Genomic DNA, 20769 nt, shown 5'->3' with positions numbered 1-20769 from the left:
TCAGTTGCCTTTTGGGCTATTAGTCCAAGAGGACGTCCATCATTTCCTCAAGGGCAGTAACAGCGCTCTCCGCGCTCTCCCTGAACATGTTGGCCGCGTGCAAGTAGCCGCGATTCGCGATCACGGAGGCATCCTGAGCAGCCTTTACCTGCGGGTCCGCCTGTCCCGCTTGGTACGCCTCCCGTGCCTCCTTTTCCGCCTCCCTCATGTCGCGCTCGTACTTTCCGAGCGCTGCACGAATGACGCCTTCCTGGTTGTTCAGGAACTCGAATGCCTTACTCACGTCAGAACTCCTTCTCTTCCCGGATATCAAGCAAGCCCTTGTGACCCATCTCCCTGGCCATCCAAGTAGCGGCTTCCACCTGAGAGGGGAACCCTCCCTTACGCGGAAGGGGGGACACGTCAGACTCGTCCCACTCCGTACAGTCGACCCAAAAGGTGCTGCCCTGCCGCCCAATTCGGGCACCGCCGTTCGGCAGGGTGACGAGAGCCTTACCCGGCTCGAACTCGTCAACGTAAATCTTGACCGGTGCACACTCCCGCTCTTCCATCACGTGGGCGGAGTACGTGACGATGCGCGTAAACCTGTGCTCGCTCTGGATCTTTTCGAGGGATGCCCGAGCTTGGGACTCGGCCGCTTCACACGCAGCCCTGTTCTGGCCAATCCAGAGTCCCAGCGTGACCGAGTGCTGCGAGACAGGAACGAACTCCCACTTATCCGAATCGTCTTTGGCGTACTCCACCTGATAGACGACTCGGTGAGTCGCATTGCCACTGAGCTGTGCCAGCGTTTCGAAATCCACTACACACGCGCCTTTCTCAGCTCGCTCACGAAAGCCCGAGCGGCCTCGCCCACCAGGGCGCGAGCGGCCACCAACGGGCAGGCGTACACATTGGCGGTCTCGCCCAACTCCCCGCAGAGGTCGAGGAAGGACCGCATCCGGGCGCACGGGTCCGAGGTGCCGGCGGAGGCCCTAGCCCGAGCGCGAGCGTGCGCCACGTCCACACCCCAACGGTTCGACGCACTCACGCGGCCTCACCGCGGATTTGCTGAGCGTCGGTCTGGTGCATGGGCCACAGCCCGTAGGACAGCGGGACGGGCCCGTACGCGTCGCGCCACCGAACCCAATAGACCCAGCGTCGGCACGGCCACACGCCGCGCTTCTCCAGGCTCACGACCCTGCCCACGTTTCCGGGCTCGCGGAAGTGCGAGACACGATCACCCGGTTTGAACTCTGCCTTTCTCATGAATCCTCCTTGTGTACGGGCTGAGCGAAACGCTCGGTGGTCCAGTCCCATCCCCATTCGGTGGAGAAGTGGGCTGCGCATGAAATCGGGTCAACGACCCACCCGCTACCGACCACGCGGTAAGGGCTGAGGCACGACCACACCAAGCGGTCTAGCTCGTGATCCGGCAAGGTCTCCCCGCGCATCGGTTCTGCCGTCTGGGCATCCCATGCACCGTATTCCTCGGTCATGCCCTCGTTCTTGAGGACGATTCGGAATCCCTGTTCTCCCGCGCGCCAATAGATGGATACGCGCAAGTCCAGGGGTTCCGACATGATGCCGACTGCCGCATGAGTGGCAGTGGCCTCGGTTACCTGCATGTGTTTCCCCTCTCGAATCGACCGAGTAAGGGACGCGGGAAGGTATCCCGACTCACCGCGTCCCAAGCTCACCCGACTACTTGCGGGAGTTGTTCAGAGCCTCAATGGCCAGTGCCTGAAGGTCCTTGGAAAGGCACCGCTTGTGACGCCGTGCACGGCGCATGTGGCTGTAGAACATGACGCCTTCCCAGTTGCCTTCCTCCTGGCATCCCAGGAGGCAACGCACCTTCCAGTGCGTGTCACTTCCGGGGTAGGGCGCGAGCGGCTCCCAGCCCAGTTCGTGAATACGGGCGAGTGCCTTAGTCGCACTCTTGACGTTTCGGTCATTGAGTCCCGTCTTCAGTACGGGGTCAAGCTCGGGGAGTTCGGGGGTCTGCTCAGTCATTGCGTGCGTTCCTTTCTCGGTTAGATGTCGTCCGCGTGACGTCGTGCATGCACCAGGTCAACGCCCCCATCGGGGCAGCCCGGACAGGGAACCGTGTTCTCTTCCCTCCATTGCTTTACGGTGACGAGTACCAATCCGCCACACGCTCCACAGGTCATGTGCACCATGTTTGTTCCCTTCCTTAGAGACAAAGCAAAGGGCACGGAGACGTATCCCTATTCCTCCGTGCCCCAAGCTCAGCGTCTAGCGACCGTTAGAGCGGCATTCCTGGCAATGCGCGCACGGGTCCACGATGCGCATTCCGTCCTCGGCCAGCATCAGGGCCGACCAGCCTTTAGAAAGGGCCGAGTCGTCACCCCCGCGCATGGCCGCCGTTGCCACCTTCCAGGAGTGGAAACCGTCCGAATCGGTGCTCTCCCATTCGGCCAACACCCGGTCCCGCTCCTGGCCCCACTCCGCCCGTTCCTGCTCGGTGTAGGTCACCAAGACCGGACGGGAGCCCGGACCGTTCGGGTACGTCTTGTACTTAGCCCCCGGCTCACTGACGTACAAGAGCCAGCGAAGCGTCATTGCGATTGCCTGAGACTGGCGACGCATTCTCACTTACCGCCCTTCTTGTTCTTGAGGTATTCGGCGGCCTCACGCTCGATGAGCCGCAGCAGCTCATTCGGGAGAGTGGCGTTTTCCTGCCCGTGGTCCTCGCGCATGTAGACCGCGTACATGCCCTGTGCCTGCTCTTGCGTCCGCTTCCACCCCGCCCGTGCATCGATGCACGGGCGCTTGTTCAGGTCGAGTGGAAAGCGTGCGTAGTGGGCACGCGAGCGCTGGAGTTCGGCCAGCGGACGGACCACGCGGTTAAGCGCAATCCACATGTTCCGCTCAGTCATGGTGGTTGCGTCCAAGACGCATTCCCGAATGGTCGGGTGATCCAGCAGAGGAACAGCACGCTCCCCGTAAACAGCCACATCGGGCAGCAGCCCGTATCTGGCCCGGAATTCCTCGATTCGGTGCGTCTCCCACCCGTCCATAACTGCCGAGTGCTCACCACACAGAACCATTCGCAGCAACTCACCCCGGTATTCCTTGCTGCGGACGACCGCACCAGGGAATGGGCAGTGCCCCTGTTCCTTGCTACGCCACACCTCGCACCGGAACTCACCCTTTACGGCCGTCTGTGCGGCCTCCCGAGTGGGCGCCCACCCGACCCACACGGTAGTGCGCTTGTCCGTGTCGTACTCGTAGGCGAACCATTTCTCAGGGTTCGGCTCACTGTCGACCTTGACGACGTAACCGCCGTATTCCTCGGTCCCCTGCTTACCCAGGTAGAAGACTCCGTCATACCCACCCTGCTGCCATTCCGGCATAGGTGTGCCCCCTTCTTAGATGACTTCCACGGACAGCACGCGGTTTACGTGAATGTCCTCGTGCAACCGCATGTCCGTACGTGCGGAAATCCGGCTACCGATGCCAACCACTCGTCCCGTGAGGATCACGTCTCCGTCAAGGAACGTGATTTCAAGCGACTGGAGCGCGTACAGCCCGCGCTTAGTCGCGCGGATTGTCTCGATGGTGAACAGCGCTCTTCCTGCCATTCGTTCACCTTTCTTCCCGAGCCTCTGAGCTTGTCTCTAGAGACTGGCCGAGTAGGGCATGGATGATCTCCGCCCGGAATTCCGGGTGACCTTTCCATGCCCTCTACGGTCAATCGCTAGCGGGTCATCTCTCGGCAGCCCTCACGCACATAGCTGATCTGCTGAGCGACCGTGCGACGCTTTCCGTCGTCGTACGTGTCACTGACCATGTCCACGAACCACGTACGGCCCTCCCTGGTCTGCCGCAGCACGACACAGGGCCGATAGGTGACCGTTCCGGCCAGCACACGGGCCCGGTAGGACATGTGGGGAGTGTGGTGGCCCGTGTGAGCCTCTGCCTTGACTGCACCCGCGAGAATGGAGACAACCGCGAGCGCGACCATGACGAGTCGGATACGCATTACGCGTTCACCTCCGGGAGTTCCTGAGTGATGTACGACGCTTCCACGACCCTTACGAGTCCCACCGCAGTCTCATAAGAGCTGCAAAGCCGCTGACTCGTCACCGTCCGGTCGTACAGTTCCGGATTCCGCACGGAGATTACGCGGACGTCCCCGTTAGCCATCTGCGCAACGTGCTGCTCACGCAGATGCGACGACTTGCCCAGGATGAACGCCGTACGGCGCACGACCTTGGTCATGACGAACTTGCCCGTTTCCCAATCCTGCATTTCGTGTTCCCTTCTCTCCGCTCCTGCGAGCGGGCATGAGAAGGGCACGGAGACGTATCCCTAAACCTCCGTGCCCAACTGTCCTACTGGTCCGGTCACGTTGTGCCGGCGGGAGCTACTCCGCGTGATCACAACTCATCGGCGTCGCTGCCACGTGTTCATGCAGAGGGGGGACGCGCCGTTGTACGGGCCGCATTCCTCGCAGTGCTCGCCCTTGTTGAGCACGCAGCCACACGGGGTCACCCAGGTACCGAGCAGGGACGCGTACGCGTCGCGGTCCGTGTTCCGCAGGGGAACGCGTCCGACGCGCCTGCATTCCCCGTCCGTGAGGACATTGGAGGTTACGCCGTAGTGGTTAGACGTCCGGAGAACCCACCAACCCTCATGGGTCGGGTGTGGGACGGCCGGACCCTCCACAACCGCTACAGGCTCCAGGTGAAAGCCTGTGATGATGTCCCCCCGCTTCAGGTACTGCGCAGGAACGGACGTGCCGAGGTATGAGGCAGCCTTACGGCCCGCCTCCAGCCATGCGGTCATTACGCCTCTCCCTGCTTAATCAGGAACACGGTCCCCGCATGCCGCCCAGAGTGCGAGTAGCGTGCATCATCGAACGTCGCCAATCGGCGAACCGTGCCAGGCAAGTGCACTCCGCATACGGCGGACTGCGCAGCTCGCAAAAGCCCGTTAACGATGAACTTGCTTGGGTTAGGGCACCCGTCCCCATTAGTGCGCGTTGCCTCACACATAACGATCCCTCCACTTGTCTACCGGGCCCTTTGTGGCGCAGTGAACAGTGAGGCACACGGACGTATCCCTAAACCCGTGTGCCATAACTGCCGACTACGAACCGCTGCCCATAATGCGCAACCGGGTCAGTCCCTTTGCCTCCACTACCGGACGAGCCCGGTAACGGGTCTTACTCATGTTCAGTTCTACGAATGACGGACCGAGCCCGTACCGAGCTGCGTACGCCACGGCGTCCGCGCGCTGCCTGAATCGCTGGTGCCACGACGGGCCCATGTGAGCTACGTACATTGCTCCCCCTACTTGACAGGCCGATATGTGGTGCCGGACTCGCCAGACTTTCGGTGTGTCTCGCACCGAGCCTGACAGTGGTGGTGCTTGTCTCCTCGGACCTCAACACATGCCCAGTGCGTGACTGCCTCCGTACAGAAGGGGATGCACTTAACCCCTTGCGCCGCTGCATAGCTGCTGTAGTGCACGCCTACTCTGTTTGACATTGTTTCCCTCTCAGTATTCGGCCGAATAGCAGGCGTAGGAGTCTTCCTCGTGGCGCGCGCAGAGCTTCCATGTGATGTTCGTCAGATGCCGCGCGTCGGCATCAAAGATGACGTCCACCAAATGGTTCTCGCACCCCTCGCATGCCGTAAGTCGGGACGGAATACCTACGCACGTGTGTCCGGGGTCTGTGACGTTGCGTCGCTCGACCTCAGCGATAGCCCTTTCACGCGAGAAATACCGGTCGTCGTCTGAGATGAGGACGCCGCCCCTGAGCATGTAGAACAACACCTCAGGCTCACGGGACAACGTGCTTTCCAGGACGATGCGCGGGTGTCGAGACATGCTCAGACCTCCCGAGACTTAAGCCAGGGGTTCGTAACCTCTACGCGGATGATCTCCCCGCACCTGTAGTGGGGATTCCTGCGCGACGTAACGCGCATCTCGATTTCACGCACGGATCCGCACCGCACGTGGCCGACGACGACACCCAAGAGGCGACCACTGAAACCGGTGTCTTCCTGCACCTTGCTTCCCTTGGGGAACGCCAGGAGCTTCCATTCACGGTCGAATTCGGTCACCCCGTCCTGGCCGTATTCCTTACGCCACATGATCCGGCACACGGTTTTCATGTGATCCCGCATGCCCTCAGCAATGTCCAGCCGAGACTTACCCCGGTAGTCGGACGGAATCGGGAACGTGCGCACGTCCTCAAAGGGCGTGTCACCCTCAGTCCGCTGTACGCGGATGACATCCTTCCCGTATTCCCAAATCACATTGAGCTGGATGTGACCCTGGACGAGCTGAAAGCCCATGCCCCGACCAAACTCGTAGTGCCACTCAATAACCTTCATTGCGTTTCCTCCCCTTGCTCCATTACGTCTATTCGTAATGGGTGAGAGGGCACACAGGAGACGTATCCCTAAATCCACTGTGTACCCGACTCCCCTACGAAAGCGGGGTGACTCGCACGTTGTAGCCGTTCACCAGGGCATAGCCCGTGCGGTAGATATCCACCTTTGCACGCTGACAGATACCCACATGCGCAATGCTGCTGGTGAATGCCTCTACGCTACGGATCATGTTTCCCCATGCCCGGACCTCATAGCGGAACGTGCCTGCCGCATCCGTGACGCTCACCTCAAACACATCGTGATTGGCGTACTCGCGGTGAAACGAGTAGCTACCAACCGGGATGAGCCCGCGCTCACGGTTAGCGGACGTGGTTTCAGCGGTTACTGCCATTACTCCCCCTAGAAATGGTTGTACGTCATGGTCGTATCCGGAGAAGTAACCTTGAGACGTGCCAGGATGCGGCTTGCAAATTCCGGCCGCATAGTGACAGTCACTTCCCGCACGACGTCCCTGTCTTTCCACCAACAGAATCGGACGCGCACAGTTCCCGTTTCACACGGGCATGTGTTGTTCCATTTGCAGACCATCTCTCTCCGTTCATGTCTGCAATACGGCCCTCACGGGCCCTTGCAAGTGCCTAACCGACACTCCCCCCGACTCACTCACGGTGGACGCTTAGAGACGCACTCAGACGGTCGGGCGAGTATCAGTCACCGTGCCGCTAGCACGCTTGCCGCAATCCGTTGTGTGTGAGCCGTAGGCAATCTCAGTTGTGCGTTACGTGCTTCCCTCATGCTTTGTCAGCCGCACTGTTTCCGCTTGTGTTGATTGGTTCCGTGGGAACGGCACAACGGCTTTCACAGCTTGTCTCACGCCACAATTGCTAGGCATGTAGGTCTATTCATCCCGGAAGACCAATCCCGGTTATCGGTCGCAGGTTGGCAGCCTGCTCCTATGGATGCTCACTCGGAGAGTGAGAGGACGCGCGTCGTCGTGTCAGCCTGCCTCTTGTGTCATCCCGTCAATGCGTTTTCGCTAGCCCTTGCCACGGCAGGCAAGACCCCGTCAGACGCTCTCAGAAGGCTTGTGGTTTCAGGTGAGAGCCCGACGCACACCCACGGTGTACCGGTTAACTCACGAGACCTACAGACCCGTTCAGAGAGCGCGTCACATACTCACGCTCAGAGAATGACCAGTCAGCACGACTGCCACTCAGACTCGCTATCCAGTTATCAAGGAACGTGTTCTTCGGTGTCACCCGTCGCATTCACGGCCGGACCACCACCGAGGCTGGTCATTCATCAACCCCTAACCCCTTGCGCCTGAATCCCCTTCTCTGCTGACCCCGTTTCCGCACTCCCCTTCTGGGGCGGTACTCCGGGGCCGCTCCGGTTCGGCGCGGTCGGTGTTGCAGGGAGTACGTTTCCCGATTTCCACCCGGCAGGCAACTTTGGGAATGAGCTTGGGATGAAGACGCGCGCTCACGCATAGTGCCGCAAAACCGCAGGTCAGAAGGGGTGAGCCACCCGGCCGGCAATCACACCAAACTAGGACAGAATACCCCACCACCCGGCAGGCAACTTATTTGCATTCCCTTTACCTTTACATCAGTCATAAAGGGGCATAGCAGGCAGGCATGTTATGCGTCTGTGATATGCAAGGTTGTTTCATATATACCCATGCCAGGTATATAGATGCCTCATATTGGACATTGAGCCATGCCTATTGTGTCCGCATTCACGTAGCTATGTCCGTGACCCACATCACACAATTGGCCTAGGGCTGCGCACTCGACTGCACCCCCAGGGGCAGCGTGCAGTGTTCACAAACGCACAAAGAATGCACCTGAATTCACGCACGAATAGCGCTCCTATTGACGCTCGTATCTATGCATCACTTAGCCTATGCATCATTATCATTCACAAGCGCACAAGGTTATTAATGTTACCTCACACCATGTGGTGCATACATACGGGGTAATATAACGAAAATGAACTCACGAGGACCGCAGGGGCGCCTTCCTTCCATCGTGTACGGGTTTCAACATTCACAAGGGAACAAGCGCTAATCCGCTGGTCCGCGCTCCAGCTCCCTTACTCGACCTCCCACAGCCGGCACCGCGGCTTCGAGGCCCCCTCAGCGGGCTCGCAATGATGCATCACTTGGGTGAGGTAACAACATCATTGTTCCGTGGCTCACACTTCAGGGCTTCTTCGTCCCGTTCGAGGCCAGAGGACACGTACGTAATCTATGGAGCCGGTTGGTATACCCCGGCTCAGGTGCTTGGCCTGTCGCCTCTCCACCCGCAAGAGGCGATGTTCCTGCACCGCCATCGACTATCCCTGAAGACCCAGTCTTCAGTGATCAGTGACCTCTCACACTTGGGGCAGATATCCCGAGGATCAAGGAATTCTCTGGGGTATCTCGTGCGTTCGTGCTCGTTTCTCTCGCACAATGCCTGATGGGGGTATTTACCGCCATTGGAACAAGGCACACAGCAAGTGATGCCGGCACCCGACCAACGACCGCAATTCCGGCAAGGATCGACTAGGAGACCCCGAAGGTCTCGATAAACGGTGGTCTGCTCCATTTCCCCTACTGAAAGTGTGTTCACAGGTCATTAAAGTCCGGCATGACGCCGTGTTCTTGGTAATGGGATATCGCCTGGTCCAACTTGGCACAGAGGGCGATCCAATCAGGATCGACGTATCCCCAGTCACAGACTCCCGGATGGCTTTTGAACAACACACACGCGCTAGAGCCTGTCCTTCGCTGGCTCCAGCAGATTTCACGGATGGTCACGTAGTAGAGATCAGTCTCTTCGTCCCAACAGAACCAGACCTCTTTGTCTGAAGCTGCGATGGTCCGGTAAAAGCAGGCGTGAAAGTCGTGCTCGGTGTCCGCTAGCTGGCACTGATACGGCTCTTCCGGTCCCTCGTCTGGATATTCGTCCTTGTCATCCAGGTAGGGGGCGACCTCTCGCCCCAACCGAGCCGTAGTGGGCGGCATGAACGCCCTGGCAGTGCAGCGGAAAGGCATTTTCCCTCTCTCAGGTACGAAGAGACCCCGACCGCCCTTCGGGGGGACGAGAACGGTCGGGGCCAGTCTGCGCCCATGTCCGGGATCGGACCGGATGCAGCCGACGAGGCCGTTATTTCCCGCGACATGGCTACTTCATGGGCTCTCTGTCGGACACTCGTTGTCCCCCCCTTGAGGATCGCCCAATTCAAGGACACCGACAGAGAAGTGCAGCCCCACCCCGCCGGGCCTGTTCGACAATTGGGGGAAACCATCGACGTGTCATCCGGCGGGGTGGGTGTCTATCGAGCCACCAAGGCGGTATGCAGGTCCGTTTCCCTGATGACTTGCTCGGCCAAGGCCTCAAGTTGGGTGCGGCAGTCTGCGCAACCGAACATGGGAACCTCGCCAAGGCGTATTCGTATGGGCCCTATCCACTTGACAGGAATGTCGACGCGAAGGCAGTACAGCCAGCAGCGGCCTAAAATCCAGTCGTCAGTGGACGGCTGGTCACCGGTCACACCTTCACCCGGTCGACTTTCGCCGGTTCAAGACCTTGGGGATTGGAGGGGTGCCGCTCTGCCGGCGGTACGTGCTCGGTGGGCACCCACAGTTGGTAGTCAGCCCGTACACGGCGGTACCGGTTGTGCCGGGTCTCCTCTGTGTGCTTCACCTGCCAGTCGTGCACCTCTTCAGGAGTCTGCATGTTCCCCGACTCCGCCCCACACTCCGTTTCGTCTCCCCAGACACAACGAGCTGCGAACTCGTCCTCTGCCGTCTCGTCCTTCCGGAGGAGGTAGGTGACGTACCTCAGTACAGCTCGGACGGTCATCAGTAGCCACTGCTCCTACGGTTCTCCGCCTTGAGCCGAGCGGTTACCTTCTCCTCCTGCGTGGCCTTACGCAGGTTCCCCTGATCGGTGGGCCACTCGCACCCGCCACCCACGGGGCGGAGGTAGGCGACTCCGTCATAAGTCGCCTTGTAGACACCGACCTTGTCGCTCTCGGCGTCCCTGACGATCTCGTCAGTCTTGGGCCGCCATCGCGCCTCTACTGTCGTGGCTTGGGGGGTCTCGTTGGCTGCTTCAGGCATGGGGGATACCTCTCTCAGGGGCCGTTCTCCCTGTGCACTCCCATCGTCACCCTCAGTCGCCTACGATCCCTAGCAGTTCTTGTCCCAACTTCAATCTTGGGAAAACGGGAGTGCACACATGCCAAGGCCATCAAGGGAGTTGACTCCTGAACTCAGCGCCCGACACCTGTTCGGGGCGAAGCTCAGGGGGTATCGAGAAGATCGGTCGCTGACCCTTGAGGCCCTGGCGGGGAAGCTGACCATCAGCAAGAGCCACTTAGCGCGGGTCGAGACGGCTGAGTACATGCCTCCGCCCGAGCTGCCGGCACAGCTTGACGAGCTGTTCGAGGCGGGTGGGATCTTCACTGAGCTGTACGCGCTCTGTAAGAAGGAAGCCCACCCGGACAAGTTCCGGCGTCGGATGGAGCTTGAGGCTCAAGCGCTCATCATCCGGGAGTACACACCCCAGATCGTTCCTGGCCTGCTCCAGACCGAGGACTACGCGCGTGCCCAGTTCCGCACGCACAACCCCAAGGCCAGTGAGGACGAGATTGAAGAGCTGTGGACGCTCCGCCTGAGCCGTCAGGCGCTTCTACTGGGGGAGCCACGGCCGGACTACTCGGTGATCCTGGATGAGGCTGTCTTGCGACGGCCCTACGGCGGCCCACACGTCATGGGGGAACAGTTGGCCGCGCTTGCGGACCTTGCCCTCACACCAACCTCGTTCGTCCAGGTGCTTCCGTTCTCCCACGGGGGCCACGCTCTTGCAGGTGGGTCACTGTCGCTCTGGACGCTCGACTCAGGGCAGCAAGTAGCCTATGAGGAGAGCATCAGTTCGGGGACACTGCTGGAAGAAAAGGCAGAGGTGTTGGCCAAGGTTCGGGCCTACGATCTGCTCAGCGCTTCTGCCCTGTCCCCCATCAAGTCTGCGGACCTGATCCGGTCCGTTATGGAGGCACTTCCTGATGAGCACCACCCCTGACCTGACCGGAGCCCGGTGGGTCGCGTCGAGCTACAGCGGCAACGGAGGGGGAAACTGCCTTGAAGTGGCCCCCAACGTCGCCGCTACCTCTGGTCTTGTCCCTGTCCGGGACAGCAAGAGCCCCGAACAAGGGACTCTCACCTTCCCCCTCTCTCAGTGGGATCACTTCGTTGACTTCGCCAGGCAGCAGACCGTCTGACCTGATCACGTACACTCAGAGCTGAGGGCCCTCCCCACGTATCCCGGGGAGGGCCCTCGTTCGCGTCTGAGGGGCTACGCCGCTCGGTACCGGTAGTAGGACGCCTGAGAGATCCCCAGGGCCTCACAGACCCTCTCAACGGTCGGCTTCTTGCCCTCAGCCTTGAGGGTCTCCCGAGTCTGCTCGATGGTCTCTCGGGTGAGAGCGAGAACCTTCCTGCGAGGCTTGGCAGCCCGCCCCTCGTTGAGAGATCCCTCAAGTTCCTCGGAGAGTTCCTCAGCTTCCTCCGTCAGCTCCTCCACGGTCTGAGAGACCCTCTCCACCTCCACGAGCACCCGACCGGAGTGAGAGAGGAGAGCACGGCTCTCAGAGGCAACCAGGGCCGTCATGAGGGTCTGCGTGAGGTCCCTCAGCTCTTCCAGCTCCTCAGCCGCAGACTTGACCTGCGTGGGAGTCTCAGCCATGTGCACCAGGTGCGCGATGGTGAGAGGGGGGACGCAAGAGACCGCCACCACCAGGAGAGCGGAACCTTCCATGTAGCTCTGCTCGATCAGGTGAGAGATGCTCTGCGCGCTCATGGCCAACAGCAGCGCCATGACAGATCCGATGAGAGCTGTCACCTGTCCGGGGAGCTTCATCTTCCTGCGGTACGTGGCGATGGCACCCGCAGAGAGGGCGTACACCGAGAGGCACACGGGCATGGCAGGCGCGTACCTCTCAGACCATCCGGCCGTTCGCGCCAAGTCGACCTCTCCGGGAATCGAGAGGTAGAGGGCAGCGAGGCATGCAGCCGGCAGAGCTACGTACAGGATGCCCTTGATGTACCAAGGGGTTGCGGAGGTAGACACACTCGTCCTTTCAGAGTGGGTGGTTGGGAGTGCTCAGCCGCAGTCAGCGGCAGTTGCGGCAGATGCCGCCGGGGTGGCCGAGAGGAAAGATCACTTCGCACTCGGGGCACTTGGCCCGCTGCACAGGAGCGACGGCAGGCGTCGACAGCACCGGGGCGGCCTTCTGGGGCTCGTGGTTCTTGAGGCGGTAGGAGACCAGGGCCACCGCGGATTCAACGGGCTCGGGGAGAGCCCTGGTGAGGGTCTTGATCACTTCCATCTCGTGGAAGCCATCAGAGAGCCACTGAGCGGCCAGCGGAGCGAGGCGCATGCATTCCCGCATGGACAGCTTCAGTTGGGGCTCTACGCGCCCCAGGCGGCCGAGACAGGCCACGGCTCGACCGGTCACCGAGTCAGCGGTTCCGGAAGTCTGTGTGTCGATCTGGTCGGAAGATCCCTCCCCTTCCTGCTTGCTCTCGTCCGTGCAGCCAGAAGGCTGCTCGACGGGCTCAGGTAGGGAGGTCATTTCCTCCGGGGTCTTTTCTCCCTTGGGAGAAGCGCCGACAGCCTGACCAGTCGGCTCCCCGACAGTCGGCATGTGGTCACCCGGAGAGTCCGTGACGGTGGTGAGGGTGACCCATCGCCCCGTCTCGGGGTCCTGGACCTTGGCCCGCTTCACGTAGCCGTGGTGGATCAGCTCGTTCATGGCGTTGCCGACAGAGCGGCGGCCGTTGGGAACCTTGGAGGTGATGCGCTCGACCGTTGCGCCGTTGGCGTCCGGGAGCGACAGGAGACGGGTGAGGAGTCCGACAGCCTCAAGGCTGAGGGATTCGTGACGTGCGATCCCGTTGGGGATCTGTACGTAGGCACGGGTGTGCCTTGTACGCTGGACCTGCATCTTGAGGATGCCTCTCAAGGTGTTCCCGCTAGTTAGCGCTAGCGGTAGGCCCCCAGGTCGCTAGTTAGCGCTAGCGGTTCCCCTGGGGGCCGTGCTGTTTAAAGGGTCAGGCTGCCTTAGGGCCGATCACGGCCCACACTTCGTTCCATGACTCCTCCGTGATGACTGGCAGGAGCTTGCTCAGCTCCCGTTCGACCCACGCGTCACGGTGCTCTGAAACTTCTGGCTTCTCGATCATTTGCGCTCCTGAGTGGACAGGAAGGCCAAGAGATCTTGACGGGTGACGATCCCGGCGGGCTTGCCATCCACCAGGACGACCGCCGCGTCTCGACCTTCGAGGGCGGACATCAGACGCGCTACCGGTTCACCTGCACCTACTACCGGCAGCGGGTCTGACATGTGCTTCGACAGAGGCGCGTCTGAGGGGGTGCGGTCGACGTACACGGCGTGCAACAAGACTCGCTCTTCCACTGCGCCAACCACCTCCCCAGCCATCACGTCAGGGTGCCCCGCTCCGGGGGCTACCACTGGCATCTGAGATACCCCGTACTCGCGCAGCACGCTGATTGCCTCCCCAACGGTCTCGTCAGGGTGCATGTGCACGAAGCTCGGGATGCCTCCCGCCTCTGCCTCTGCCTTCTTCGCTAGTACCATCCCGGCTGTTGGTTCGGTGCTGGGCTGGTCTTCGCTGAACCCATGTTGACCGATCCACTCGTCGTTGAAGATCTTGCTGAGGTAGCCGCGCCCGCTGTCGGGCAGCAGGACGACCACGACGTCGTCGGGCCCGAGCCGCTCGGCGACCTTCAGCGCGGCGACGACTGCCATCCCGCAGGAGCCGCCCACCAGCAGGCCCTCCTCCTTGGCCAGCCGACGGGTCATCTGGAAGGAGTCCTTGTCCGACACCGCCACGATCTCGTCGGCGACGGTCCGGTCGTAGGCGGTGGGCCAGAAGTCCTCACCGACACCCTCGACGAGATACGGCCGTCCCGAGCCGCCGGAGTAGACGGAACCCTCGGGGTCGGCGCCGACGACCTTCACGCGACCGTCACTGGCGTCCTTCAGGTAGCGGCCCGTACCGGAGATGGTGCCGCCGGTGCCCACGCCCGCGACGAAGTGGGTGATCTTCCCCTCCGTCTGCTCCCACAGCTCAGGGCCGGTCGAGTGGTAGTGGGAGAGCGGGTTGTTCGGGTTGGAGTACTGGTCGGGCTTCCACGCGCCGGGCGTCTCACGGACCAGCCGGTCGGAGACGTTGTAGTAGGAGTCGGGGTGCTCCGGGTCCACGGCGGTCGGGCAGACCACGACCTCGGCGCCGTACGCCCGCAGCACGTTGATCTTGTCGGTGCTCACCTTGTCGGGGCACACGAAGATGCACTTGTACCCCTTCTGCTGCGCCACGATGGCCAGCCCGACACCCGTGTTCCCGCTGGTCGGCTCGACGATCGTGCCGCCGGGCTTGAGCGCGCCGCTCTCCTCCGCCGCCTCGATCATGCGCAGGGCGATGCGGTCCTTCACCGAGCCGCCCGGGTTGAAGTACTCCACCTTGGCCAGGACGGTCGCCCTGATGCCCTTGGTCACGCTGTTGAGCCTCAGCAGCGGGGTGTTGCCGACGAGACTGATCATCGAGTCGTGGAATTGCACCGTTTGTCTCCGGATGCTTGCAAAAGAAATGGTCGTGATTGGTTCCGCCAGCCTATGGCTTCTTCGGAACACGTGACGGTCGTTCACTCCCCGTTGAGATTGGGCGACGGTCCGTACGGGGCAAGGACTTGATGTACGGACACAAGGAGGTGGCGGCGACGCATGACGAGCATGTCGAGGGCGAGGGTGGCCCGGCGGATCGCGGCCGGTGCCGCGTACGGCGGCGGTGGTATCGGTCTGGTGGGCGCGGCGGCCATGGGTCTGGTGCTGGCGGAGGTGCAGCTGGCCAAGCGCCAGGTGGGCAACGGGACGGCGTGCGTCCCGCAGGCGGACGGCCGGTACGGCAGTTCCTACACCAGGCCCGGCGAACCGCCCCTGCGGCTGGTGATGCTGGGCGACTCCACGGCCGCCGGCCAGGGCGTCCACCGGGGCGGACAGACGCCGGGCGCGCTGCTGGCGTCGGGCCTGGCCGCGGTGGCGGAACGCCCGGTGGTGCTCCGTAACGTCGCCCTCCCCGGGGCGACCTCCGACGACCTGGACCGCCAGGTGGCGCTGATCCTGGCCGACCCGGATCCGGTCCCCGACATCTGCGTGATCATGATCGGGGCGAACGACGTGACCACCCGGATGCCGCCGACCCGCTCGGTACGTCATCTGGCGGCGGCGGTACGACGGCTGCGCACGGCCGGCGCGGAGGTGGTGGTCGGCACCTGTCCCGACCTGGGCACGATCGAGCCCGTGCAGCAGCCGCTGCGCTGGCTGGCCCGCCGGGCCTCGCGCCAGCTGGCGGCCGCCCAGACGATCGGAGCCGTCGAGCAGGGCGGCCGTACGGTCTCGCTGGGCGATCTACTGGGCCCCGAGTTCGCGGCGAACCCGCGCGAGCTGTTCGGCCCCGACAACTACCACCCCTCGGCGGAGGGCTACGCCACGGCCGCGATGGCGGTCCTCCCCACGGTCTGCGCAGCCCTCGGCCTCTGGCCCGCGGACGAGGAGCGCCCGGACGCCTCCCGCCGCGAGGGCTTCCTGCCGGTCGCCCGAGCCGCGGCGGAGGCCGCGTCCGAGGCCGGTACGGAGGTCACGGCGGCGATGCCGACGGGCCCGAAGGGGCCGTGGGCCCTGCTCAAGCGCCGCCGGCGCCGGCGGGTCCCGGTGTCGGAACCGACCCCCGTTTCCCCGTCTCCCTGAGATGCGTGGAGGCGCGGGTCCCTGCCCACCCACATGGTCAGCCCCATCTCAGCCCGTCCGGCGTTTGAGGACGAGGCCTTTCGGGCCGAAGCGGGTTCCGGGGGCGCAGCCCCCGGGGACGGGACGGGAAGGGGCGGCGGGGGCGAGAAAAGCAAGCGCTTAGAAAACTGCGGTCAGGGTCACACCGCCATGAGCGTGACCCCGACCATACGTACGGGTAACTTCCCAGACAGCCCTGCACAACCCCCGTACGCCAATGGAGCCGTCATGCCCGAAGCCGTGATCGTCTCGACCGCCCGCTCTCCCATCGGCCGCGCTTTCAAGGGCTCCCTGAAGGACCTGCGCCCCGACGACCTGACCGCCACCATCATCCAGACCGCACTGGCCAAGATCCCCGAGCTGGACCCGAGGGACATCGACGACCTCATGCTCGGCTGTGGTCTGCCCGGCGGCGAGCAGGGCAACAACCTCGGCCGGATCGTCGCCGTACAGATGGGGATGGACCACCTCCCCGGCTGCACGGTCACCCGCTACTGCTCCTCCTCGCTCCAGACCAGCCGCATGGCCCTGCACGCCATCAAGGCCGGCGAGGGCGACGTCTTCATCTCGGCCGGCGTCGAGACGGTCTCCCGCTTCGTCAAGGGGAACTCCGACAGCCTCCCCGACACGCACAACCCGTTCTTCGCCGAGGCCGAGGCCCGCACCGCCGCCGTGGCGGAGCAGGAGGGCACCACCTGGCACGACCCGCGCGAGGACGGCCTCGTGCCGGACGCCTACATCGCGATGGGCCAGACCGCCGAGAACCTCGCCCGCTGGAAGGGCGTCACCCGCCAGGACATGGACGAGTTCGGTGTCCGCTCCCAGAACCTCGCCGAGGAAGCCATCAAGAACGGCTTCTGGGAGCGCGAGATCACCCCGGTCACCCTCCCGGACGGCACGGTCGTCTCCAAGGACGACGGCCCGCGCGCCGGCGTCACCCTGGAGGGCGTCCAGGGCCTCAAGCCGGTCTTCCGCCCCGACGGCATGGTCACCGCCGCGAACTGCTGCCCGCTGAACGACGGCGCCGCCGCGCTGGTCATCATGAGCGACACCAAGGCCCGCGAACTCGGCCTGACCCCGCTCGCCCGCATCGTGTCGACCGGCGTCTCCGGCCTCTCCCCCGAGATCATGGGCCTCGGCCCCGTGGACGCGAGCAACCAGGCCCTGCGCCGCGCGGGCCTGACCATCGAGGACATCGACCTGGTCGAGATCAACGAGGCGTTCGCCGCCCAGGTGATCCCCTCCTACCGCGAGCTCGGCATCGACCCCGACAAGCTGAACGTCAACGGCGGTGCCATCGCCGTCGGCCACCCCTTCGGCATGACCGGCGCCCGCATCACCGGCACGCTCATCAACTCCCTCCAGTTCCACGACAAGCAGTTCGGCCTGGAGACGATGTGCGTCGGCGGCGGCCAGGGCATGGCGATGGTCATCGAGCGCCTGAGCTGACCAACTCACGGTAATCGCACAGGAACCAAGCGTCACCCATCGGCCCGGAACCTGGGAACCCCCCAGGCTCTGGGCCGATTTGTGATCCAATCTCACCCAGGATGTGACCTATCTCCCCCGAAAAGGGATTCACGCAGGTCAGCACCACTCCAGCAACACCCCCCAGGCCAAAGCGCTGTCCGTTTCGTGACGTTACGCACTGACAGCTGGATAGTCCGCCCTTCAAGCTGATGTAGGAAGTCGGGGGTCGACTTTGAACCGGGAGTACGTCAGTGAGCGCCATGCCGATCGCCTTGTTGGTCACCACGGCCGCCACGGGCGCCGTGGGCGTCGCCGTGCTGCGCACCCTCATGGTGCTGCGCCGACAGGTCGCCGCCCTGCACAACGAGATCGCCGCGGGCAACGCCACCGCGGCGCTGGGTCGCGTGCCGGCCGCCCGCCACTCCGCCGACGTCGATGAGATACGCGCCGCCGTGGCCGAGGCCCTCGCCGAGGAACGTGAGCGCGAGCTCGCCGAGGCGCGGGCCTTCTGGGCCGCGCAGGAGGCCCGTGACGCCTCTGACGCGCCCTCACTGCTGGGTCTGCCCGACAGTGAGCTGTTCCTGCCCCGGCAGGCCGATTTCGTGGGCCTGGAGCCGGTCGCCGAGCACGGCGCCGACGCCGACGAGTTCGCCGGGGACTCCGCGGAGCTGGCCGCCGCCCGCCGCCGCCACCCCTCGCACCCGGACTTCGTCCCGGTCTCGTCACCCGTCGCGAACGACCACGAACGCACGGTGGCCACGCTGGAGGAACTCGCCGCGTCCCAGGTCGAGCTGGCCGACGTCCGCCCCGGCCCCCTGGGCACCCTCGACGTCTACGTCTTCGCCGACGGCACCACCCTCTGCATGACCCCGGGCCACCGCGAGACAGCCGAACGCCTGGCGAAGGCCCTGAGCGCCGGCGAGACACCGACCCTGCTCGGCGGCTCGGGCATCTCGGGCGCGTACACGCTGACGTTCGCGTGCGGCGAGGAGAACGTCTACATCCTGGCGGACAAAGTCATAGCCTCGCTTTAAGAGCTCCGAACAAAAGTGGAGTCCGATCAGCTCGCGGCGTCTGGTGCGTGCGATCGCAAGGCGCCGGAAGCTCCTCGTAGCGGAGCTACTAGGGGCTTTCGGCAACGCGGCGAGCGTGCGTGCCAGACGCCGCGAGCCGGGCTCCACTTTTGTTCGGAGCTCTAAGGCACCGGGGACCGCAGCACGCCCAGGGGCGCGGGGCTGAAGCGATGTGCGGCTCCGCCGCGTGGGCGCGACCAGCCACAGCGGACTCGCACCCGCCCACGCGCCTCAGACCCCCGCCCGCTTCTGCGCCTCCTCCACCAACCGCACCGCATCATCGACCTGGCCCTCGTCCGTAAGCACGAGGGCCAAGTCATGCACCGCGACGGTGATCTGGTCGGCGGCGGCGAACATCCCCGCATCCGGCATCTCCCGAGGCTCCGCCCCGGGCGCCTCCAGTTCCTGCGCCCACCGAGCGAACTCCCTGGCCAGACCCAGCGCCTCAGCGGCAGCCCCCCGCTGCAGGCGACTCTGCGGCGCGGCCCGCAACCGGTCGGCAAAATGATCCACTGCACGGCACAGACGCGTCGTATCCACCACGCCGCGAGCGTACGCGCCCCACCGGGACTGTTGCCAACGGGCGCGCGCTCAGGCACCGTGACCTGAAGGACCGGCTTACATCCCCTTTGCGTCCGGAGGCGCCGATGTCCCACGTCCTCTCCGAGGAGACCCACCGCAACATGCTCGCCCGCATCCCCCAGTGCACCGGTCGTGAAGTGTCCGACTGGCTCCGCACCGTCGAAGAAGGCCCTTCTCTCTTCCGCTTCGAGGAAAAGGTCAGCTGGCTCCGCCATGAGCACAACCTCGCGTACGGCCACGCGAAGGCGATCGTCCACGAGTACGACCTGAGGAGGGCGGCGCGCAACTTCCTCTAGGCGCGCACCACGGCAGCACCACGACAAAGGGCCCCGGGACGGAACCCGGGGCCCTTTCGCGCATGTCGTCGCACGCGGTACGTGCTAGTCGCTGCTGTTGAGGATCGCGATGATCCTCAGGAACTCCATGTAGATCCACACCAGCGTCAGCGTCAGCCCGAAGGCCGCCAGCCACGCCTCCTCGCGCGGCGCGCCGTACGCGATGCCGTCCTCGACCTGCTTGAAGTCCAGGGCGAGGAAGCAGGCGCCCAGCAGGATGCCGACGACGCCGAAGACCACGCCGAGCGGGCCGCTGCGGAAGCCGAGGCCGTCACCGCCGCCGAAGACGGCGAACAGCAGGTTCACCATCATCAGCAGGATGAAGCCGAGCGCGGCCGCCATGACGAAACCGACGAACCGGCGGTTGACGCGGATCCAGCCCGCCTTGTACGCCACCAGCACACCGGCGAACACCGCCATCGTGCCGATCACGGCCTGCATGGCCGCACCGTCGGCGATCCGGTTGTCGACGATGTTGGACAGGACGCCGAGGAACACACCCTCGAACGCGGCGTACGTCAGGATCAGCGCGGGCGATGCCTTGCGCTTGAAGGACTGGACGAAGGCCAGGACCATGCCGATCAGCGCGGCACCGATGCCGATGCCGTACGAACGGCTGATGTTGGCGTCGTCGATCGGCAGCAGCGCCCAGGCGAGCGCGGCCGTGACGATCAGGACGCCGAGTGTGGTGCCGGTACGCAGGACGACGTCGTCGATCGTCATGCGGCCGGTGGTGACCGGGGCCTGCGGCGGTGCGCCCTGCTGAAGGTCCTGCTGCGCGTACGGGTTCTGCGCGTACGGGTTGCCGGCCTGCGGCTGCGCGTACGGGTTGCCCTGGGTGCCTACAGCTGCGCCCCCGGCCTGCGGCGCGGTGTTGAAGCCCGCGTAGCCGTTGTCGCGGCTGAACCCCCGTCGCGAGAAGACCGGGTTGCTGCTCCTCATTTCACTCCTCCATGGCCACCGTCTGTGTGGGCCTTGGCTCAAGAGTAATAGGTAGGCAAAGGAATGACCCTAGTGCTTGGGGAGGATCTTTCCCTCGTCGTGGTGCGCAACACGCTACGCGGCCCCGTGATTCCCAGCCACGGCGGGCCCCACCCTCTCTCG

The 20769-nt window shown here is 63.7% G+C and carries 27 protein-coding genes; 6 read left to right on the top strand and 21 right to left on the bottom strand.

Going from position 1 to position 20769, the window contains the following annotated elements:
• Window positions 1-19 precede the first annotated feature (19 nt).
• The 15 genes from ACFYO2_RS26530 to ACFYO2_RS26460 form a co-directional block, all read right to left on the bottom strand.
• On the bottom strand, window positions 20-283 hold the full coding sequence (locus ACFYO2_RS26530) for a hypothetical protein (protein ID WP_388353856.1): 264 nt from the start codon (window positions 281-283) through the stop codon (window positions 20-22).
• Window position 284: 1 nt separating this feature from the next.
• Complete coding sequence (locus ACFYO2_RS26525; RefSeq protein WP_388353854.1) at window positions 285-803, bottom strand: hypothetical protein; 519 nt, start codon at window positions 801-803, stop codon at window positions 285-287.
• A gap of 223 nt (window positions 804-1026) precedes the next feature.
• A complete protein-coding gene (locus ACFYO2_RS26520) occupies window positions 1027-1248 on the bottom strand; it encodes a hypothetical protein (protein WP_388353851.1) in 222 nt (73 codons plus the stop codon).
• Window positions 1245-1607 carry a hypothetical protein gene (locus ACFYO2_RS26515; RefSeq protein WP_388353848.1) on the bottom strand — a complete coding sequence of 121 codons (363 nt, stop codon included), beginning with the start codon at window positions 1605-1607 and terminating at the stop codon, window positions 1245-1247. The genes ACFYO2_RS26520 and ACFYO2_RS26515 overlap by 4 nt, the downstream gene beginning before the upstream one ends.
• A 76-nt stretch (window positions 1608-1683) precedes the next feature.
• Window positions 1684-1992 carry a hypothetical protein gene (locus ACFYO2_RS26510; RefSeq protein WP_388353845.1) on the bottom strand — a complete coding sequence of 103 codons (309 nt, stop codon included), beginning with the start codon at window positions 1990-1992 and terminating at the stop codon, window positions 1684-1686.
• 243 nt (window positions 1993-2235) lie between these two features.
• On the bottom strand, window positions 2236-2478 hold the full coding sequence (locus ACFYO2_RS26505; RefSeq protein WP_388353842.1) for a hypothetical protein: 243 nt from the start codon (window positions 2476-2478) through the stop codon (window positions 2236-2238).
• Window positions 2479-2591: 113 nt separating this feature from the next.
• Window positions 2592-3356, bottom strand: a complete 765-nt coding sequence (locus tag ACFYO2_RS26500) for a hypothetical protein (protein WP_388353840.1) — start codon at window positions 3354-3356, stop codon at window positions 2592-2594.
• Between the two features lie 15 nt (window positions 3357-3371).
• Window positions 3372-3584, bottom strand: a complete 213-nt coding sequence (locus tag ACFYO2_RS26495; protein ID WP_388353837.1) for a hypothetical protein — start codon at window positions 3582-3584, stop codon at window positions 3372-3374.
• 116 nt (window positions 3585-3700) lie between these two features.
• On the bottom strand, window positions 3701-3985 hold the full coding sequence (locus ACFYO2_RS26490) for a hypothetical protein (protein WP_388353835.1): 285 nt from the start codon (window positions 3983-3985) through the stop codon (window positions 3701-3703).
• Window positions 3985-4254 carry a hypothetical protein gene (locus tag ACFYO2_RS26485; protein ID WP_388353832.1) on the bottom strand — a complete coding sequence of 90 codons (270 nt, stop codon included), beginning with the start codon at window positions 4252-4254 and terminating at the stop codon, window positions 3985-3987. The genes ACFYO2_RS26490 and ACFYO2_RS26485 overlap by 1 nt, the downstream gene beginning before the upstream one ends.
• Window positions 4255-5505: 1251 nt before the next feature.
• Entirely contained in the window at window positions 5506-5838 is a 333-nt protein-coding gene (locus ACFYO2_RS26480; protein ID WP_388353829.1) for a hypothetical protein, read from the bottom strand.
• A gap of 2 nt (window positions 5839-5840) precedes the next feature.
• Complete coding sequence (locus ACFYO2_RS26475) at window positions 5841-6347, bottom strand: hypothetical protein (RefSeq protein WP_388353826.1); 507 nt, start codon at window positions 6345-6347, stop codon at window positions 5841-5843.
• Between the two features lie 94 nt (window positions 6348-6441).
• Window positions 6442-6738 (bottom strand): hypothetical protein, encoded by a 297-nt coding sequence (locus ACFYO2_RS26470; RefSeq protein WP_388353823.1) that lies wholly within the window; start codon window positions 6736-6738, stop codon window positions 6442-6444.
• A 3145-nt stretch (window positions 6739-9883) separates the two neighbouring features.
• Window positions 9884-10198 carry a hypothetical protein gene (locus ACFYO2_RS26465; RefSeq protein ID WP_388353822.1) on the bottom strand — a complete coding sequence of 105 codons (315 nt, stop codon included), beginning with the start codon at window positions 10196-10198 and terminating at the stop codon, window positions 9884-9886.
• Window positions 10198-10458 (bottom strand): hypothetical protein, encoded by a 261-nt coding sequence (locus ACFYO2_RS26460; RefSeq protein WP_388353818.1) that lies wholly within the window; start codon window positions 10456-10458, stop codon window positions 10198-10200. Before ACFYO2_RS26460 ends, ACFYO2_RS26465 begins: the two co-directional genes overlap by 1 nt.
• Window positions 10459-10576: 118 nt before the next feature.
• Here ACFYO2_RS26460 and ACFYO2_RS26455 point away from each other — a divergent pair, with 118 nt between their 5' ends.
• Together ACFYO2_RS26455 and ACFYO2_RS26450 are read left to right on the top strand one after the other, a co-directional pair.
• Window positions 10577-11419, top strand: coding sequence for a Scr1 family TA system antitoxin-like transcriptional regulator (locus tag ACFYO2_RS26455; protein ID WP_388353815.1), 843 nt, complete (start codon window positions 10577-10579; stop codon window positions 11417-11419).
• Window positions 11403-11618: a DUF397 domain-containing protein gene (locus ACFYO2_RS26450; protein WP_388353812.1), complete on the top strand. Its 216-nt coding sequence runs from the start codon at window positions 11403-11405 to the stop codon at window positions 11616-11618. The genes ACFYO2_RS26455 and ACFYO2_RS26450 overlap by 17 nt, the downstream gene beginning before the upstream one ends.
• A gap of 74 nt (window positions 11619-11692) precedes the next feature.
• On the opposite strand, the gene ACFYO2_RS26445 is transcribed toward ACFYO2_RS26450, so the two are convergent.
• From ACFYO2_RS26445 to ACFYO2_RS26430, 4 genes are all read right to left on the bottom strand, one after another.
• On the bottom strand, window positions 11693-12466 hold the full coding sequence (locus ACFYO2_RS26445; RefSeq protein WP_388353811.1) for a hypothetical protein: 774 nt from the start codon (window positions 12464-12466) through the stop codon (window positions 11693-11695).
• A 43-nt stretch (window positions 12467-12509) separates the two neighbouring features.
• The gene (locus ACFYO2_RS26440; RefSeq protein ID WP_388353808.1) at window positions 12510-13343 is read right to left on the bottom strand and encodes a hypothetical protein; all 834 of its coding nucleotides are present in this window, start codon (window positions 13341-13343) and stop codon (window positions 12510-12512) included.
• A 106-nt stretch (window positions 13344-13449) separates the two neighbouring features.
• A complete protein-coding gene (locus ACFYO2_RS26435) occupies window positions 13450-13581 on the bottom strand; it encodes a hypothetical protein (RefSeq protein WP_388353805.1) in 132 nt (43 codons plus the stop codon).
• On the bottom strand, window positions 13578-14981 hold the full coding sequence (locus tag ACFYO2_RS26430; RefSeq protein ID WP_388353802.1) for a cystathionine beta-synthase: 1404 nt from the start codon (window positions 14979-14981) through the stop codon (window positions 13578-13580). Before ACFYO2_RS26430 ends, ACFYO2_RS26435 begins: the two co-directional genes overlap by 4 nt.
• Before the next feature lie 162 nt (window positions 14982-15143).
• On the opposite strand from ACFYO2_RS26430, the gene ACFYO2_RS26425 reads away from it, so the two are divergent.
• The 3 genes from ACFYO2_RS26425 (at window position 15144) to ACFYO2_RS26415 (ending at window position 18709) form a co-directional block, all read left to right on the top strand.
• Window positions 15144-16166: an SGNH/GDSL hydrolase family protein gene (locus ACFYO2_RS26425; protein ID WP_388353799.1), complete on the top strand. Its 1023-nt coding sequence runs from the start codon at window positions 15144-15146 to the stop codon at window positions 16164-16166.
• A 267-nt stretch (window positions 16167-16433) separates the two neighbouring features.
• Window positions 16434-17654 carry an acetyl-CoA C-acetyltransferase gene (locus ACFYO2_RS26420; RefSeq protein ID WP_388353797.1) on the top strand — a complete coding sequence of 407 codons (1221 nt, stop codon included), beginning with the start codon at window positions 16434-16436 and terminating at the stop codon, window positions 17652-17654.
• Window positions 17655-17926: 272 nt separating this feature from the next.
• Window positions 17927-18709, top strand: a complete 783-nt coding sequence (locus ACFYO2_RS26415) for a hypothetical protein (protein ID WP_388353794.1) — start codon at window positions 17927-17929, stop codon at window positions 18707-18709.
• A 270-nt stretch (window positions 18710-18979) separates the two neighbouring features.
• Here the strand turns inward: ACFYO2_RS26415 and ACFYO2_RS26410 are convergent, their stop codons facing one another.
• A complete protein-coding gene (locus ACFYO2_RS26410) occupies window positions 18980-19291 on the bottom strand; it encodes a hypothetical protein (RefSeq protein ID WP_388353791.1) in 312 nt (103 codons plus the stop codon).
• A 104-nt stretch (window positions 19292-19395) separates the two neighbouring features.
• Between ACFYO2_RS26410 and ACFYO2_RS26405 the strand changes: the two genes are divergently transcribed.
• Window positions 19396-19626: a DUF4287 domain-containing protein gene (locus ACFYO2_RS26405; RefSeq protein WP_388353788.1), complete on the top strand. Its 231-nt coding sequence runs from the start codon at window positions 19396-19398 to the stop codon at window positions 19624-19626.
• An 84-nt stretch (window positions 19627-19710) separates the two neighbouring features.
• Here the strand turns inward: ACFYO2_RS26405 and ACFYO2_RS26400 are convergent, their stop codons facing one another.
• On the bottom strand, window positions 19711-20607 hold the full coding sequence (locus ACFYO2_RS26400) for a Bax inhibitor-1/YccA family protein (protein WP_388353785.1): 897 nt from the start codon (window positions 20605-20607) through the stop codon (window positions 19711-19713).
• Window positions 20608-20769 lie beyond the last annotated feature (162 nt).

The organism is Streptomyces sp. NPDC006602 (assembly GCF_042870385.1).
In the GTDB taxonomy this organism is placed as follows: domain Bacteria; phylum Actinomycetota; class Actinomycetes; order Streptomycetales; family Streptomycetaceae; genus Streptomyces.
The sequence above is the reverse complement of the archived record's forward strand: the minus strand, read 5'-3'. Positions and strand labels throughout refer to the sequence as shown.